This is a genomic window from Lacipirellula sp. (assembly GCF_965279485.1).
Lineage (GTDB): Bacteria > Planctomycetota > Planctomycetia > Pirellulales > Lacipirellulaceae > Lacipirellula.
The window spans coordinates 3440204-3452945 of sequence record NZ_CBDIIC010000002.1 but is presented as its reverse complement, the minus strand read 5'-3'; the positions used below and the strand labels follow the sequence as shown (position 1 = coordinate 3452945).

Sequence of the window (12742 nt, the reverse complement as noted above, 5' to 3'; positions counted from 1 at the left end):
GGGGAAATGCCAGTAAACGTTTTTTGGGAGGGGATTTTACGGCTTGCTGCGGGGGGAGTCGGGGAGGAACCACGAAGGCGCGAAGGGCACGACGGAAGCACAAAGAGTACAACGGAAGGGGTCGGGGGCCTTTTGCCACTGGGGGCGTTCCAGGCCGAATAAGCCCGCTAGTGGCAAAAGGCCCCCGACCCCGTCACGGCATCAATGCCGGAAGTGGCGACGGCCGGTGAAGATCATCGGGATGCCGTGTTTGTTGCAGGCGGCGATCACTTCTTCGTCGCGGCGGCTGCCGCCCGGTTGGATGATCGCGGCGATGCCCGCAGCGGCGGCGGGGCCGATCGAGTCGTCGAACGGGAAGAAGGCGTCGGAGGCCAGCACCCCGCCGCGGGCCTTCTCGCCCGCCTTTTTGAGGGCGATTTCGACCGAGTCGACGCGGCTCATTTGCCCGGCGCCGACGCCGGCGAGGGCGCCGTTGTTCGAGACGACGATCGCGTTGCTCTTCACGAACCGGCAGGCGGCCCAGGCGAAGCGGAGCTCGTGGTGGAGTTCCGGAGTGGGCTGCACCTGCGTGACGACCTTCCATTCCGACGGTTCATCGGGGAGATCGTCGGCGTTCTGAGCGAGCATGCCGCCGTCGATCTGGCGGAACTGGCGGGCGCCGTGGCCGACGGGGAGTTCGCCGACGCGAAGCAGGCGGACGTTGTCGCGCCACTTCGGCTTCGTGGTGAGGATGTGGATCGCGTCGGGGTGGAACTCGGGGGCGACGATCGCTTCGACGAACTTGCCCGGCTCGGAGAGGTATTCGGCCATTGCGGCGTCGACGGGGACGTTCACGCCGAGGACCGAGCCGAAGGCGCTCAGCGGGTCGCCGTCCCAGGCCTTCGCGACCGCTTCGCCCAGGGTGTCGGCCGTGGCGGCGCCGCAGGGGTTGTTGTGCTTCAACACCGCGACGGCAGGGCGGGGGAGGGCCTTGGCGATCGCGAGGGCGGCGTCGAGGTCGAGCAGGTTGTTGTAGGAGAGTTCCTTGCCGTGGAGTTGCTCGGCGTTAACGAAGGCGTGGGCCGGGGCGTCGGCGAAGGCGTAGAGGTCGGCGGATTGGTGGGGGTTTTCGCCGTAGCGGAGGGGGGTGCGGTGGGTGAGGTGGAGGGTGACGGCGTCGGGGGAAGTGACTGGTGATTGGTGATCGGTGACCGGTGGGGCGGATGCAGATGCGGCCGAACTCGCAGCACTGTTGCCGAGGATCTTCGCGAAGTAGGCGGCGATCGCGGTGTCGTACTGCGAGGTGCGGGCGAAGGCGGCGCCGGCTAATTGGCGGCGGAGTTCGGGCGTCGTGCGGCCGTGGGTTTCGATTTGCGCGAGGATCGTTTCGTACTGGCTCGTATCGGTCGCCAGGGTGACGAAGGCGTGGTTCTTCGCGGCGGAGCGGACCATCGAGGGGCCGCCGATGTCGATTTGCTCGATCGCCGCTTCGATGGCGACATCGGGATTGGCGACCGTCTTCTCGAAGGGGTAGAGGTTCACGACGACCAACTCGAAGCTGAGGATGCCGTGGTCGGCGAGCGACTTCATGTCCTCGGGATGGTCGTGGCGGCAGAGGATGCCGCCGTGGACCTTCGGGTGGAGGGTTTTGACGCGGCCATCCATCATCTCGGGGAAGCCGGTGTAGTCGGCAACGTCGCGGACCGGGAGGCCGGCGTCGGCGAGGTGCTTGCGGGTGCCGCCGGTGGAGAAGAGTTCCACGCCGCAGGTAACGAGCGAGCGGGCGAAGTCGAGGAGGCCCGTTTTGTCGCTGACGCTGATGAGGGCCCGTTTGATCGGAGGGGAGAGGGACATGGCCGCGGCTAGTGCTGAGGGTGGAGTGCTGGAGGGGGTCGGTCACGATAGCACTCGATTTAGCCGCGGGTCAACGAGTCTTCTGCCGCGAGTACACGGGCCGCGGCCAGTTACGCCGAAGGCGTTGCACATCAAAGCCCAGGGTCGCGCAGCGCACCCTGGGTCGGAAGCACGCATTAAGAACCAAAACCCCAACGGGGTTTCACAATCTCCGCTCTGTGGAACGACGGTTATGTAACCCCGTTGGGGTAAATCTGCTTGTTGTCGATTGAGACCCAGGGTGCGCCGCTGGCGCGGCGACCCTGGGCTTTGATGTTCAACGCCTTTGGCGTATTTCCTTTGCGGTTGCCTTTTCTATCACCGCTCCGGCGGCCCGTGTACTCGCGGCGGAAACTCGTTGAGCCGCAGCTACTGGGGAATGCTAGCTTCGCAACTTCGATTGTCGCTGGCGCCCGCTGGCGATACACTTCGGCCGCTTCTGTCTATTTGGCGCCCAACGATGGAGCGAAGGATGCGCCTCGGGATTTTTCTGCCCAATTGGATCGGCGACGTCGCGATGGCGACGCCGGCCATTCGCGCCCTGCGCAAGCACGTGGCGGGGGGCGAGCTGATCGCCGTCATGCGGCCGTACGTGGCCGAGGCGCTGGGGGGGAACCCCTGGTTCGATGGGCAGATTTTGTACGACAAAAAGTCGTCGGCCGCAGCGGAATTGCAGCCGCCGGCCGTGCGGCAAAAACTGCGTGACGCCCGGTTCGATGCGGTGGTACTGCTAACCAATTCGTTGCGGACCGCGTGGATGGCGTATCGCAGCGGGGCGCGGCAGCGGATTGGGATGGTCGGCAACCTGCGGACCCCGCTGTTGACGACGCGGGTCTACGCGCCGCGAAAAGGCCGGCGATCGCTCACGCTGCCGCCAACGGCCGGCTACTTGCAGATTGCTTACGCGGCCGGCGCCTCGCCCGAAGCGCCGACGCTGGAACTCTTCACGACGCCGGCGGATGAACAATTAGCCGACGCCGTGTGGAAGCGGCTGCGGTTGCCGAGCGGCGACCGGGTGGCGGTGCTGAACACGGGCGGTGCGTTTGGCGCCGCGAAGGATTGGCCGGCGGCACACTTCACGCTACTGGCGTTGCGGCTGGCCCGCGAGCAAGGGCTGCATGTGGTGCTGAACTGCGGCCCCGCGGAACGGCAGGCGGTGCGGAATATTGTGGCCGAGGCTCGTGACGAGCGGATCGTGAGTTTGGCCGAAGAAGAATCGCTGCCGCTGGGGCTGACGAAGGCGATGATCCGCCGCGCGCGACTGCTGGTGACGACTGACAGCGGGCCGAGGTTTTTTGGCGTGGCGTTCGGCGTGCCGACGGTGGCGCTGTTTGGGCCGACAAGCGTGGCTTATACGCGCACCGGGGCGGCCCACGACGTGGGGCTGTCGCTGGGGCTTGATTGCCAGCCGTGCATGGCGCGGACGTGCCCGTTGGGGCATCATCGGTGCATGAAGGATCTTTCGGTGGAGCGGGTGTGGAATGCGGTGAGCGTGGCGCTGGCGGATGCGCGGCGCGTTCGCATTGCGGCATAACGGCTCGCGGCCGGCCATCGCATTTTTAGCCCCGGGCTCCGCCCGGGGGTGGCGTGGCCCCACGAACGACAATGCCTACCGGAGTGGATGCCGACCCCCGGGCGGAGCCCGGGGCTAGGGGGATGGAAGCCGTGATGCCTCCCGGATTTGAAGAACCGGGGGCGAAGAGGCGAGCTGGGCGGTGAATCGCTTGAGCAGCGCCGGGCGGCGGCTGGAGTAGGCGCCGAAGCGGAGGTACTGCTCCAAGTGGGCGAAGTGCTGCTCGCCGAGTTGCGGGGTGCGGCGGCTTAGTTCGAGCGCTTCGTGCACCGCAGGCAGCACCGGGGCGCCGTCGGGGACGTGGACGACCCCTTCGCTCGGCAGCGGAATCAGCATGTCGCGCTCGCGGTAGTCGATCGTCGCCAGGACGGCGCCGGCGTAAAGCGATTCGTAGTGGCGGTACGTCCACGGAACGTTGCCGCCGGGGGCGAGGGCGACGCGGCTGCTGCGCATCGCGCGGTAGTAAGCGGCAAAGCCGACTTTCTTCTCCGTATGCATCAGGTCGTCGAACTGGCCGTAAGTCGCGTGGAGCCGCTCGCGGGCGTCGGGGTAAACCTCGACGAGCCCGCCCCAGAATTTCAGCTGCGGGGCGTCGCGTTTGATGTCGCGGATCCAGTGGAACCGCTGGTCGACCATTTCGACCTGGCCATCCACATACATGCGAGTTTCGTTCGGCCGGCCGAGGAACGCGACGTCGTGAATAGCTTCCGGCCGGCTGCCGAGGCAGCGCGAGCAACGGTCGCAAACGACGGCAGCGGTGAAGCGGCTGTAGCGGCGGATGGGAAGCATGCCCATCTGCAAATCATGCCGCCAGGCGCGTTCGAACCAGGGCTTCAGGTAGCGGTCGCTCGTGCGGCGAATCGTGATTTCTTGCTCAGGATTCCAGGCGAGTTCTTGCTGGTCGAGGTAGTCGAACGGGACGACCTGGCGGGAGTCGGTACGGAGTCGCTGGAGTTCTTCGGGCGTGAGCGAACTGGGCAGCCCGACGAACGCCGTGGCGGCCTTCACCGGGGCGTGTCGCCATTCTTCAGGCGACTGCATCGCGACGGCGCGGCGGCCGAAGTAGGTGCGCAAGAAGCCGGCAAGCGTGTAGCCGCGAACGCCGCGACCAGCTTCGGTGCAATCCGCCGTGATGACGAGCCAGTCGACCACGTAGGGGGATGGAAACCGAGGAAGCAAAGATTGGGGAAGACGCGCCGACAATATGCGACATTCGGCTTGCCGCAGCTAGAGCAACATTACGGATTGGTAATAAATTCCGGCGTGAGGAAGAAAGGCAAACGCCGAGGAGACCCAAGGGAGGCGGAAGGTTCTCTCCGAGTTCCTTTGCGACTTCGCGCCTTTGCGTGAGACCTGCCTTCCCTAAAAAGATCTCACACAAAGGCGCAGAGGCGCAAAGGGAAGACAAAAACGGAGAAGGAATGGATTGGCTTTCGTCGTGTGCGTTGTGCCGTCGTGGTTGGCTTCTCCAAAGTTCCCTTGCCGCTCTCGGCGTCCTTGGCGGTTAGGTAACTTGAATGCTAGCAGCAGAGCAAATCATCCGCGACGCTAGCACTGAACCTCGTTGTTCGAGGTCGCGTAGTGGGGTGCAGTTCTCCCGTTGCACATGAAGCGGCGGGCTTCTCTGGCATGACGCTCAGCAAGAACTGCGCGGACGCTCTTCTCGAGTCCGCGATCGCCGCCAACCGCTAAGGTTTGCCTCGTCTTCGCGAGCGTCCTCTTCGGCCCTTCGGCTGGGGATTACCGCAACGGCTTTGACGATGGCGCCGCGCCGCGATCGCAGAAAAGTTGAGTTCCGCTAGCGTGGTTTTTTGACCGGTTGCTAGCTGTGACCTATATTGCTGGTGGCTGGCGATTGCGACCCCTTTCGCCAAGCTTCCCACCGCATGGATGCTCACCCTATGCCTCGAGCAGTCTTCCGCACGCCGACGCGGATTTGCTTGCTCAACGAGGCGCTAGCGACCCTCCCCAACGCACGGATCGAGCAACACATGCACTTCTGGGTCTTCCGGCATCGACGCTCCTGGCTACCACTAGCCTTGGCGATCTGTAGTTTGCCGACTTGCCTGCTGACGGCGCCACTTGCCGCGCAAGAACAGTTTACCCAATCGGCGCCGGTCTTCATCGCGCCGGAACTGCCGGCCAACTCGCTCGACGGCGTGTTAGCGGAAGGCGCCCGGCTCGAATCGATCGGCCGGTGGGGCGAAGCGGTCGCCCACTACGAACACTCGCTACGTGAAACGCCGGACAACGTCGCGCTCCAACAGCGCAGCGACCTGGCGAAGCTTCATTTCAGCCTCGAACGCCGTTACGCCGACCGCAGCTTCGTCCAGTCGCTGCAAACGCTGACGCCGCAGCAAGCCGCTGCCCTGTACCTGGAGCTGGCCCGCAAGATCAACACGCATTACGTCACCGCGCCGCCATGGCAGAACCTCGCCAAGCGGGGCGCCAACGCCGTGGCAATTGGTTTGGGCGAAAAGACGTTCTGTGCGACCAACGGCGTCAGCCTATCGAACGAGCAACGCGCCACGCTGCTCAACGAGCTCTATCAGCGGACCGAAGCCCTGACGACGCGGCCGCTGGCTGGCCCTGATGATTTGGCTGCGTTCGCCGCCGATATCGCTCGGTTGCTTGAGACCCGCGGCAATTTGCGTCCGTCGGCAACGTTCCTGGAATTCACCGCCGCCGCTGCTGGCGGTTTGGACGAATACTCTGCGTTCCTCACTTCCGATCAACTGCGTGACGTTTACTCGCAGATCGAAGGCAACTTCGTCGGCCTGGGCGTGGAGTTGAAGGCCGACAAGGGCACCTTGTTGATCGTGCACGTCATCCCCGGCAGCCCCGCCGAGCGGGCCGGCATCAAGGATGGCGACCGCATTGTGGCCGTCGACGGCCGTTCGACCGAAGAGCTGTCGACCGACGAAGCCGCGTCGATGCTGACCGGCGAAGAGGGAAGCGTCGTCCGCGTCGTCGCCGAGACCGCTGGCCAACGTCGTGAACTGACCGTTCGCCGCGAGCATGTCGAAGTGCCGAGCCTCGAGGACGTTCGCATCGTCGATGCGAAGTTCGCCGAAGAGAAGCAACTCGCCGTTAGTGCCGAGCAATTGGCGGCGGGCGTTGCGTACATCCGGATCCCGGCGTTCCAAAAGACGACGAGCCGCGACCTCGATGCGGCCCTGTGGGATTTGCACTCGAAGGGCATGCGGACGCTGGTGCTCGACCTCCGCGGCAATCCGGGCGGGTTGCTGACGGCTGCCGTGGAAGTCGCCGACAAGTTCCTGCAACAGGGCGGTATCGTTTCGACTCGCGGCCGCAGTGCTCAGGAAGACTTCAACTACCAAGCCCACTACGGCGGAACTTGGCGTGTGCCGCTGGTCGTGCTCGTCGACGGCGACAGCGCCAGTGCCAGCGAGATTTTCGCGGCGGCCATCAAGGACAACGCTCGTGGCGACATCGTCGGGCAGAAGTCGTACGGCAAGGGCTCGGTGCAGGGGATCTTCCCGCTCGGCTACGCCGGGGCGGGGATTCGCCTGACGACCGCGTTGTTCTACTCGCCAAACGGTTTGAAGATCAGCAAAAACGGCGTCACGCCGACCATCCCGGTCGAATCGCACCGCACGGCTGCCAAGCCGATTCAACAACCGGCGACGATTGCCGCCAACGTCGCCCCCGGTGGGTACACGGCCGCCAAGCCGACCGCCGGCGTCAGCGAGTTGAAGATCGTTGGCGACCGGGCGTTGGAAGCGGGAATTCAGGCAGCCGTCGACCAATCCCGCAACCGGGTCGCCGCTCCGGCGGCTGACGGGGCGGTTAAGTAGAGGGTTCAGGCATCGGGGTTCGGGGTTCAGGCAATAGGGCCGCCACGGCCATTCCTGAACTCCGGGCCCCGGCCGCTTGCGCTGACGGGTTCAGGTGTTGGGGTTCAGGGTTCAGCTAAAACCCGCAGAAAACTCCCCGGATTCCCTGAACCCCGAACCCTAACCACTGTACCCTCCAGTGGTTGACGCCTCAGGCCGTTCCGGGCGATACTGTTCGGTTCACCTTTCCGCACGACACGCCGCCGTCTGAGCGGTTGCTCCGCGTGCCGTTTCCTCTATCCGCGTCCCAATGCTGGGACGACCCGGACCATGCCGTACGACGACGATGACGATTTGTTTGGCGAGGAGTTCGACTTCGTCGACGATGATGATGCGGATGATGATTCCGAACTAGAGGAAAAGCCGAAGGCAAAGCCGGTCAAGAAGAAGGCGGCGCCGAAGGGGAAGGAATCGAAGGAGAAGGCAGACAAGCCGGCGTCACGGGCTCCGAAGCGTGCTCGCAGCAGCGACAAGTCGGCGGAGAAGCCAGCCGCGAAGCGGGAATCTCGCCGCGACGAAGGCGCCCCCAAGCGTCCGACCAAGTCAGCCGGCCCAGGCTCGAAGCCCCCGGCCGACAAAGGCCCGATTGAGGCGGCCCCGAAAGGTTACCTGAGCTTCGCCGACGGTATCGATGACGAAGAAGACGACGATCTGCCGTTCAACGACGCGCCGGCAGCCGCGCCGAAGCCGGCGCGCGAGGTGAGGGAAGTGCGTGAGCCCAGGGAAGTGCGCGAACCGCGTGAGGTGCGCGAGCCGGTGGCTGAAGAAGCCGAGGCCGAAGCGCCTGCCCCCGCGGCTCCGCCAGTTCCTGCCGGCCCTCCGGCGGACCATGTGGTTCACGTCTACGAGTTCGGCGTCCTGAAGCGGACGATTGGTCGCAAGTTCACCGACGAGCAAGCGGTCGGCTTCGCCGAAGAGTACACGCGGACGAACAAGCCGTACGGCCGCTATGCGGTCGCCACGCCCGACGACGAAGAGCCGTCGCACACGTTCCACGGCGCGGCAAAGCAGTAACTTCGCAACCGACCACCCTGAGTCTTCTGGCCCCCTCCCCCTTGAGAGGATTATGCAAGTGCCAGCAGTTCCGGTTGCCGGATTTTGATCCACCGGAGGCCGTTGAGAATGAATTTGGCTTGCACCCAATGTCGGACTCGGTGGAAGCGTCGCACCCAGGCTGGCAGCGGGGCTAAGACTCCTCCGGTGCTTGCCAAGACGCCGAACTGTCGCTCGATGGCGCCACGCTCGCGATAGAGCTCGCGGCCGAACGGCGTGGCCAACAGTTCGATCGATCGCAGGCGGCTCGGGCTTTGGCGACGATGGCCGAGGCCGTTGCGACCGCGACTGGGCGTCTTCTTGGCGACGAGTTGAAACCCGGCTTGCGCCGCCGCATCGTAGAGCCCGTTCGCGTCGTACTGCGTATCTCCCAGCAGATAACCGCCGCCTGGCAGTGATTCGAACAACTGACGCGCGACGGTCTTCTCGCTCACGTTCATCGGAGCGAGCGACCACGTCGTAAACAACGGCCCTCCATTCCACACGGCGTGCAGCTTGTAACCTTTCTGCTTCCCCTTCGCGCCGCGACCCCAGGCGGCGTCCCGGTCCTGACTGATCGGACTGACCGCCAAGGCCTTGCCGTCGATGATGTGGATCCACTGCCGCCCTAAACCAATTAAGATCAGCAGTTGCTGCTCTACCGCCGTCAACAACTCCACGGCGTCCGCCTGCTTCAGTCGTCGACTGAGCGTGCTCTGCGGCGGCAGTGGATCGAGCCGCAGATCAGCCGGCCACTCCTCGGCACACGCCGCCCAACTCGTCGGCCGATCGTGCACCACCGCCCAGAAGTAAACCGCCACAATCTCCGCCGTCGAGTACTTCCAACTTCCCCAACGCTTGTCCAATCCGCGCGCTAATAGGTAAAGTGCCAGCCAGAGTTCGCGTTCCATAAAACTCTCCTTGTCAGGGGTTTGCTACCGACAAGGTGGAACGCGGACTCCTTCTTTTCAAGACGCTGCTAGCAGTTGCATAATCCTCCTTGAGGGGAGGGGACCTCAAGGTTCGGTTTTCTCGAAGCCCCCGGTTCCGCCGGGGGCTTTTTTTGTTTGGCGGTGCGATTCTAGCTCCGGGCTCCGCCCCCCGGGGGTCGGCAACTATTCCGCAACGCGTTCCCGAACGCAACGCGACCCCCGGGCGGAGCCCGGGGCTAGACGCGCGGCACAGCCGGCACGACCGGCGCCATGCGACTCGGTCCGTTACCGCTGCCGCGGAAGCTTGGTCCGTCACAATCCTCGCCCTCTGCGCAGACCGCGCCGATTCGGCGAAATCGCCGCTGCGGCCCGGGCAAAATGCGTGCGGCAGATTCTGGGGCCGTTTACCATGAACCGACCTGGGACGCATTCGCAGGCTACTCTTTCGGGATGGCCATGCCTACGATTCCCACTGATTCTCAACTAGCTCCATTGTTTTTTCCTCGCCTCGAGGGACTTTTCATGAGTCGTTTTAAGCGATCGTTCTGGGCGGCGTGCACCGTTTGCGCCGTCGTTGTCTCGCAGGTTCCCGCGTTCGCTCAAGAGGCGGCAGAGGAGCCGGCGGCGTTGATGCGTCCGCAAGAGGCGATCACCGCCTACGAGCAGGGCGCCAAGTCGCTCGCCGAAGCCGAGGCCGCGAAAGAAAAAGAGGCGAAGGCCGCGGCTTACAAAGCGGCGCTCGTGCAGTTCAACGCTGCGATTCAAGCCGACGGCACGTTCCCGGAAGCGTTCGTCGGTAAAGGCGACGCGCTAAAGGGACTGGAAGACTATGCCACCGCATCGAACGCCTACTCGCAGGCGCTGAATCTCGACGCGCGTTCGGCGGCCGCATTCCTAGGTCGCGGCGAGTGCTTCCTCGAAACGCAGCAGATCGATCTCGCGGCCAACGACTTCAACAACGCCTTGGAGCTCGCCCCGGCGAACCCCAAGATCCTCTCGAACATCGGCCACATCCTGGTCAACTTCAGCCGCGGCGATGCGGCTGGCATGGCGACGGCGATTCGCCGCCTGGACGACGCCATCGCCGCCAACCCTGAGGACGCCCGTTCGTACCGCAACCGCGGCTACGCCCAAGCGTTGATGCGCCAATTCGATAAGGCCGAAGCCGACATCACGAAGGCGGCGGAGTTGGAGCCAGGTGATCACGAGAATTTCGCGGTGCTGGCCAACGTCTATCTGTTTCAGGACAACTACGCGAAGGCCGTGGAAGCGCTGACGAAGGCGATCGACGCCTACAAACCTGAAAAGGGGGGCGATCCGGAAATCTTCGTGACGGGCTACTTGCTCCGCGCCGATGCGCGTCTAAAGCTCGCCGAGAAGGAGAAGGACGCGAAGAAGGCCGAGGCGGAACTCAATGAAGCGATCAAGGACATGAACGTGGTCATCGACAAGTTCGAAGACCGCGCCGAACAAGGCCAAGCCTACTTCCGCAAGGGTCGCGCCGAACGGATGCTCGAACGCTACAGCGATGCAGTGAACTCGTTCACGCGGGCCATTAGCGACGTCCCTGCCGGACAAGACGTGCCGTACGTCGCCGATGCGCTCATGTACCGCGGCATTTGCTGGTACTACATGGGCGAAGCCGATCTGGCTCGCGGCGACTTCGAGCAAGCCTCTGCCACGGGCAGCGGCTACCAAGATCCGCGGATTTTCCTGTGGATCGGGTTCACCCACCACCAGCAAGGCAATCATCGCGACGCGATCAACTCCTACGGCGAAGCGATCGCCAAGGCTCCGAACTTCGCCCTGGCCCACGTCAACAAGGGTCGCGCGTACATGGACCTGAAGGAGTACAAGCGGGCGATCGAGGCCTTTAACGACGCGATCCGCTCCGAGCCCGACGTCGGCGACAACTACTACAACGTCGGTTACGCCTACTTGAAGATGAAGGAATACAAGAAGGCGGCTGACTTCTTCCGGCTCGCGCTCTTACAGGACGATCCTCAGCCGAAGATGTTCAGCAAGATGGCCGAGGCGTTGCGCAAGATGGGCAAGAACGACTTGGCCGACGAATACCAAAAGAAGGCCGACGAGGCGAATGAGAAGCAAGCTTCGAGCAACTAATTCGCTGGTTGGTTGAAGAGTCAAAATCGAAAAGGGGCGGGTCATGGCGACCCGCCCCTTTTTTGTTGCGCTGAGCTTTCCTTTTTTAACCGCCAAGGACGCCAAGGTTCGCCAAGGAAAACGAAGGGGCTCCCATAAATCCGTTTGCGCCTTCGCGCCTTTGCGTGAGACATGTCTTCCTTTGAAGATCTCTCGCAAAGGCGCAGAGGCGCAAAGGAAAGACATTTCAGAGAAAATCACTTCACTTCCGCCCGATCGGCCTCCCCAACGGCCCCGTTCGCCGCCTTGTCACTCTACCCTGGTCCCCTATACTGAACCGCTTGTGGCAGGGTCGCCCGCAGGGCAGGGCGCCCCCAGAGGCCTGCGCGCCTCGCCCGATGCGCCTCAGCCCCGCTCGCGTGGAAAGTACGCCGCCGTGGATAGCTCGCGACAATCGTTTTTGGCTCGCAACGACTTTCTGATTCGCCGCCTCCACTCGCTCTGCGGTTTGATTCCCGTGGGCGCCTACATGGTGGTTCACCTGCTGGTGAACGCCAGCGTCGTCAACGGCGATGCGACGTTCCAGAACAACGTGCTGAACATCCACAAGTTCGGCGACCTGCTGCCGATCCTGGAATGGGGGTTCATCTTCATTCCGATTTTGTTCCACGCGATTTTTGGCTTCTTCATCATCGCGGGCGGTATGCCCAACAATCACAACTACCCGTACGCGGCCAACTACCGCTACACGCTGCAGCGGGCGACGGGCGTGATCGCCTTCTTCTTTATCATGCTCCACGTGCTGCACATGCACGGGTGGATTCACAACGAATCGTGGCTGCACTACGTCGTCCGGCCGATGGGGGGCGCCCAGTTCCGTCCGTACAACGCCACCAGCACTGCCGGCGCGGCCCTGCAGAACGGCGCGATTGTCGCGTTGTACATCGTCGGCGTCACGGCCTGCGTTTATCACCTGGCCAACGGCATCTGGACGATGGGGATCACCTGGGGCGTCTGGACCAGCCCAACCGCCCAACGCCGCGCGTCATACGTCTGCTCGGCATTCGGCGTGTTGATGATGGTCGTCAGTGCCACCGCGCTCTTTGGATTGCGAGCGGCCGTCGACACGCCGGAGAAGATGCGTGAAGTCCGCGCTCAGGAAGACCGCATCGTCGAACTGAAGATCGCTACCGGCGACATCCAACCGAATGAACACAAGGAAGCCGCCCCGCTCGACGAAGAGGGCGACGCGGAGACGCCCGACGCCGAAGCGGCCTCGGCAGCGGCTGGCAACTGATTCAACGCACGGACTCAAACGATACGGCGCCGCCGGCAAGCGACTCGCTCCGACCAGGCTGGCTGATCTCGACGGA

Annotated in this window: 8 protein-coding genes; 5 read left to right on the top strand and 3 right to left on the bottom strand. The window is 63.8% G+C overall.

The window, feature by feature from the left end; translation table 11 throughout:
• Nucleotides 1-201: 201 nt before the first annotated feature.
• Nucleotides 202-1833 carry a bifunctional phosphoribosylaminoimidazolecarboxamide formyltransferase/IMP cyclohydrolase gene (purH, locus tag ACQY7R_RS21415; RefSeq protein ID WP_428307590.1) on the bottom strand — a complete coding sequence of 544 codons (1632 nt, stop codon included), beginning with the start codon at nucleotides 1831-1833 and terminating at the stop codon, nucleotides 202-204.
• Nucleotides 1834-2344: 511 nt separating this feature from the next.
• Between purH and waaF the strand changes: the two genes are divergently transcribed.
• Entirely contained in the window at nucleotides 2345-3406 is a 1062-nt protein-coding gene (gene waaF, locus ACQY7R_RS21410) for a lipopolysaccharide heptosyltransferase II (protein WP_428307589.1), read from the top strand.
• A 114-nt stretch (nucleotides 3407-3520) separates the two neighbouring features.
• Here waaF and ACQY7R_RS21405 read toward each other — a convergent pair whose 3' ends face one another.
• Nucleotides 3521-4597: a hypothetical protein gene (locus ACQY7R_RS21405; protein ID WP_428307588.1), complete on the bottom strand. Its 1077-nt coding sequence runs from the start codon at nucleotides 4595-4597 to the stop codon at nucleotides 3521-3523.
• 749 nt (nucleotides 4598-5346) lie between these two features.
• Here ACQY7R_RS21405 and ACQY7R_RS21400 point away from each other — a divergent pair.
• Nucleotides 5347-7263 carry a S41 family peptidase gene (locus tag ACQY7R_RS21400; RefSeq protein WP_428307587.1) on the top strand — a complete coding sequence of 639 codons (1917 nt, stop codon included), beginning with the start codon at nucleotides 5347-5349 and terminating at the stop codon, nucleotides 7261-7263.
• 309 nt (nucleotides 7264-7572) lie between these two features.
• Entirely contained in the window at nucleotides 7573-8316 is a 744-nt protein-coding gene (locus tag ACQY7R_RS21395) for a hypothetical protein (protein ID WP_428307586.1), read from the top strand.
• A gap of 50 nt (nucleotides 8317-8366) precedes the next feature.
• On the opposite strand, the gene ACQY7R_RS21390 is transcribed toward ACQY7R_RS21395, so the two are convergent.
• Nucleotides 8367-9245 (bottom strand): transposase, encoded by an 879-nt coding sequence (locus ACQY7R_RS21390; protein ID WP_428303583.1) that lies wholly within the window; start codon nucleotides 9243-9245, stop codon nucleotides 8367-8369.
• Between the two features lie 543 nt (nucleotides 9246-9788).
• Between ACQY7R_RS21390 and ACQY7R_RS21385 the strand changes: the two genes are divergently transcribed.
• Together ACQY7R_RS21385 and ACQY7R_RS21380 are read left to right on the top strand one after the other, a co-directional pair.
• Nucleotides 9789-11390 (top strand): tetratricopeptide repeat protein, encoded by a 1602-nt coding sequence (locus ACQY7R_RS21385; RefSeq protein WP_428307585.1) that lies wholly within the window; start codon nucleotides 9789-9791, stop codon nucleotides 11388-11390.
• Between the two features lie 415 nt (nucleotides 11391-11805).
• Nucleotides 11806-12666, top strand: a complete 861-nt coding sequence (locus ACQY7R_RS21380; protein WP_428307584.1) for a succinate dehydrogenase cytochrome b558 subunit — start codon at nucleotides 11806-11808, stop codon at nucleotides 12664-12666.
• The last annotated feature ends 76 nt before the right edge of the window (nucleotides 12667-12742 follow it).

Excerpts from the sequence above, each read along its gene's own strand:
- purH (WP_428307590.1), bottom strand. The coding sequence starts at position 1,833 with ATGTCCCTCTCCCCTCCGATCAAACGGGCCCTCATCAGCGTCAGCGAC.
- ACQY7R_RS21395 (WP_428307586.1), top strand. The coding sequence starts at position 7,573 with ATGCCGTACGACGACGATGACGATTTGTTTGGCGAGGAGTTCGACTTC.
- waaF (WP_428307589.1), top strand. The coding sequence starts at position 2,345 with ATGCGCCTCGGGATTTTTCTGCCCAATTGGATCGGCGACGTCGCGATG.
- ACQY7R_RS21390 (WP_428303583.1), bottom strand. The coding sequence starts at position 9,245 with ATGGAACGCGAACTCTGGCTGGCACTTTACCTATTAGCGCGCGGATTG.
- ACQY7R_RS21385 (WP_428307585.1), top strand. The coding sequence starts at position 9,789 with ATGAGTCGTTTTAAGCGATCGTTCTGGGCGGCGTGCACCGTTTGCGCC.
- ACQY7R_RS21400 (WP_428307587.1), top strand. The coding sequence starts at position 5,347 with ATGCCTCGAGCAGTCTTCCGCACGCCGACGCGGATTTGCTTGCTCAAC.